At 37.4% G+C, this 4,083-nt stretch carries 4 protein-coding genes; 1 reads left to right on the top strand and 3 read right to left on the bottom strand.

Going from position 1 to position 4,083, the window contains the following annotated elements:
• Nucleotides 1-119 precede the first annotated feature (119 nt).
• Together CBG25_RS08745 and glyA are read right to left on the bottom strand one after the other, a co-directional pair.
• The gene (locus CBG25_RS08745; RefSeq protein WP_290606072.1) at nucleotides 120-707 is read right to left on the bottom strand and encodes an MFS transporter; all 588 of its coding nucleotides are present in this window, start codon (nucleotides 705-707) and stop codon (nucleotides 120-122) included.
• 89 nt (nucleotides 708-796) lie between these two features.
• Nucleotides 797-2,050, bottom strand: a complete 1,254-nt coding sequence (gene glyA / locus CBG25_RS08740) for a serine hydroxymethyltransferase (RefSeq protein WP_290606070.1) — start codon at nucleotides 2,048-2,050, stop codon at nucleotides 797-799.
• A 1,126-nt stretch (nucleotides 2,051-3,176) separates the two neighbouring features.
• Between glyA and CBG25_RS08735 the strand changes: the two genes are divergently transcribed.
• Nucleotides 3,177-3,719, top strand: a complete 543-nt coding sequence (locus CBG25_RS08735) for a BRO family protein (protein ID WP_290606068.1) — start codon at nucleotides 3,177-3,179, stop codon at nucleotides 3,717-3,719.
• 101 nt (nucleotides 3,720-3,820) lie between these two features.
• Here the strand turns inward: CBG25_RS08735 and CBG25_RS08730 are convergent.
• Nucleotides 3,821-4,083: transposase (locus CBG25_RS08730; RefSeq protein WP_290603799.1), on the bottom strand; the 263-nt coding region annotated here is incomplete at its 5' end.

Genomic DNA, 4,083 nt, shown 5'->3' with positions numbered 1-4,083 from the left:
CATAAACGATTATCTCGTAACAGCCGCTCTTTGTTGATCATTTCAAACCTTTATTCTCTAAGTTAAACCTCTTTTTATTCTCAATAGCGTGACAAAAAATGCAAGTCTCTATTCAGCAACTAGTTTATAGTTGTATTAGCTATTTGGCGATAAGTGGCTTTAGGCATAACTGTAGGTTGTAATAACATCGTCAACAGCATAATGATTATACTGACAAGTAATGCGTAAATAATTATTTTATGTCCCCCGCTATTCGCTAAATAACCAATCCATGAAGCGCTAATAATAAATGCAATCGAACCCCAAACCCTCAATTTTCCATAATCAAATGTTAACTGTTTTTGCCAAGTCGCGGCTAACGCATCGGTTAAAGGTATCATCGGTGAAAAGAAGAGATTGAAAGCCAACATGATAAATAATAACCATAACCAATGTGAACTTACGGTAAATCCAACAGCAAAGAGCAGCGTTAAACCAGCAAATAGACGCAAAGTCGTAATTAGGTGATAGACTCGTTTCACTATCGGTGCGATCATTAAAGAACCAATAAAACGAGCGGTAAGGCCGGCGGCTAGCAAGATACCGATTATATCAGCCTCAAGTCCTTCACCATTTAGCCAAATCGCGATAAAAGGCAAAAAAATGCCATAAGCAAAAAAATAAGTAAAATAATCTAAAGCAAGCCAACGTGTTGATGGAATAATCATTATTTATTCCCATTTGATTATCGATGTAAAAAGCCCGTTTCAGTTAACAACTAAAACGGGCCGAAACGGATGACTAAATTTTAACTTATTTATGCATAAACAGGAAACTGTTGGCAAATCAACAATACTTTTTGTTTTACATTTTGGATCACGCTTTCATCATCAATCTTATCCAAAATATCACATATCCAATTGGCCAATTCAGCCGATTCTTTTTCTTTAAAACCACGACGAGTAATGGCGGGTGAACCAATACGAATACCTGAAGTAATGAATGGGCTCTGAGGATCATTCGGTACACTATTTTTATTGACGGTAATATTAGCGCGACCCAGCGCAGCATCTGCCTCTTTACCTGTGATCCCTTTATCCACTAAATCTAATAAAAATAAATGGTTTTCAGTTCCACCAGAAACAACCTTGTAACCACGTTTGATGAAAACTTCCACCATCGTTTTCGCATTTTTAGCCACTTGCTGTTGATAAGTTTTAAATTCAGGCTCCATCGCTTCTTTTAATGCAACTGCTTTACCAGCAATAACATGCATTAATGGGCCACCCTGAGCACCAGGGAATACGGCAGAATTTAGTTTTTTGTAAAACGCCTCATCACCACCTTTAGCCAAGATCAAACCACCACGAGGGCCAGCCAAAGTTTTATGGGTAGTGGTCGTCACGACATGTGCATGAGGAACAGGATTAGGATAAACGCCAGCAGCGATCAAGCCAGCGACATGTGCCATATCAACAAATAAGTAAGCACCAATACTATCTGCAATTTGACGCATTTTAGCCCAGTCAACCACGCCTGAATAAGCAGAAAAACCGCCAATGATCATTTTAGATTTATGTTTTCGTGCCTGAGTTGCTATATCGTCGTAATCAATTTTACCCTCTTCATCGATACCGTAAGGAACGATATTATAAAGCTTACCAGAAAAATTGACGGGTGAGCCATGGGTTAAATGTCCACCATGTGCCAAATTCATGCCTAATACCGTATCACCAGGTTGCAATAAAGCCATATAAACAGCGGTATTAGCTTGTGAACCTGAGTGTGGCTGAACATTAGCAAAATCCGCATCAAATAGAGTTTTTGCTCGATCTATAGCGAGTTGTTCAACAATATCAACATATTCACAACCACCATAATAACGTTTACCAGGATATCCTTCGGCGTATTTATTCGTAAGTTGAGAACCTTGAGCCTGCATAACTCTTGGACTGGTATAATTTTCTGAAGCGATTAACTCAATATGCTCTTCCTGACGCTTAACTTCATTTTCCATTGCCTGCCATAGTTCTTGATCATAATCTGCAATATTCATTTCGAGCTTTAACATTTACTTCTCCTGACTCAGCCACATTTTAAATCTTTATTCAACACGAGTTTCGCACAGGCATATAAAATTCTAAAAATGGCTTAAAAGCAATGATTAATCTGCAAGTTACTAAAAAACATAAATTTTCTTAAATTACAATAAGTTGTATTTGATTTATAAGGTTTTGACTATTTATATATCATGCTGAATTAAACTTAAAAATAGAGCGTTTTTTTATTGGTGCGAAACTCGTGTTCAACTAAATGAATATCACACAGTGTAAACTCTTTTAGCTCACTGAGATAGCCCAAAAATAAAAAATTACGCAAACGATTGCCACATCCGAATTATCAAATAAAAACATTTCTCAATAGCGATTTTATTGCCAATTAAATATGCTAATTCAATCTCAGTTTTACAATTAATTATTTACTTTTAACATTAAACAATTTAAGTTGCATGTGAAATGCAACTTATAAACTCTAGCCAAAACTTAGGAACTTTATATGATAGATACTCAAACTATCGCGACCGTCAAATCAACTATTCCTCTTATTGTTGATTAATAAAAACATAAAACTGAAATATCAATTGCTTACATAAATATAGCTCATTTAATATACGCATTTGTACGTAAAAACAAGCGATTTCACTCACTATAAATCAACAAGTTACGTTGAATAGTGAGTACATTATCCACCACCATTTTCTACATCAGATTTGTAATAACAGTTATTTTTTTACTTCCTAATCCTGTCAAGATTGTGTCAGCCCGATCAACTTCAAATTGATAAATCAATCCATTTTCTGTTATTTTTATATCTATTAATGATTTGATGTCATCTAATTAATACTCTTCTTCATCAATCAAAAAACAACATTGACTCAAGGACAAATCATGCGCTATAGTGTAACTGCATCTGATAAATCAGGTGCCGGGTTTAGCAGCTCGAAGAAGTAACCTCGACAGTACACGCCGCGAGCGTGTTTTTTATTGTCGTAATCTAGCTATATTCAATGGTGGGCTGGATAGGGGAGCCGAAAGGCTCGCCGATTGGTTACTCGGTACTGCTAATCCTGTTCAGTTCACCACCAGTAAGTTTAGCAGCTTCGGTGGTGGTAACCAAAAGTAACCACTGGAGGAAATATGACAACCTCAACTAACAAGGCTATCTCTTTCTCATTTCATGAAAGTCATGATGTTCGTATTCAATTGATAAATGGTGAACCTTGGTTTTGCTTACGAGATGTCTGTGAGATACTGACAGTTGATCGCACTTCTCGCTTACTTAGAGATTTGGATAAAAAGGGATTGGCTGATTGCCACACCCTTACAAATGGTGGAAAACAACAACTATCATTTGTTAATGAACCAAATCTATATAGAGTTATTTTTCGTAGTAACAAACCTGAAGCAAAGCTATTTCAAGATTGGGTATTTAATGAAGTTCTACCATCTATCCGCAAAACTGGAAAATATGAAGTCATTCAAAACTTACCAGAAGCCCACGAAAAATTCAGTAGCAATGATACACAAAACCTGGCCAGAATCATTGCTCATATAACACAAAATTTTAGGTTTCAAAATTCATGGAATAATGCCATCTGGTATGCTTTAAGGCATGTCACTGGTATACCCTCACCTAATCCCTTTGAAGGGCACCTCGAAAAACTCAAGATTTTCAATTAACCCTTGGCTTTCATTCTAAATAATTAGATTTTTTTTGATTATCACGTTACTGATTCTATCGCACATTGCCCTGGCTAGGGCCATTTGACCCATTCTGGGCGTCAGAAAGCCACGATGCACGCGCTCTGGAAGTACGCCAACCGCTTTAGGTTGTAACATGCTGCCATCATCGTCATGGCAAAATTAGCGCGCACCTGTCCAATGGTGCGGATCAGTTTTCTACCCATTTGTTCCATCGCCGCAAATGCATGTTCAACCCGTGCCCTAGTCTTTGCAATCCTGTGGTTTCGCCCTTGCTGAGTCTTGGACAACGGTTTGTTTCGATGGCCTTTACGCTGAATCTGGCTCCTATAGCCGTTTGCCT

This window comes from Arsenophonus sp. ENCA, from assembly GCF_002287155.1.
Lineage (GTDB): Bacteria > Pseudomonadota > Gammaproteobacteria > Enterobacterales > Enterobacteriaceae > Arsenophonus > Arsenophonus nilaparvatae.
This window is presented reverse-complemented; position numbering and strand designations above follow the sequence as displayed.

What these genes read in the sequence shown, in the direction of transcription:
- CBG25_RS08745 (WP_290606072.1), bottom strand. Translation starts at nt 707, where the DNA reads ATGATTATTCCATCAACACGTTGGCTTGCTTTAGATTATTTTACTTAT.
- CBG25_RS08735 (WP_290606068.1), top strand. Translation starts at nt 3,177, where the DNA reads ATGACAACCTCAACTAACAAGGCTATCTCTTTCTCATTTCATGAAAGT.
- glyA (WP_290606070.1), bottom strand. Translation starts at nt 2,050, where the DNA reads ATGTTAAAGCTCGAAATGAATATTGCAGATTATGATCAAGAACTATGG.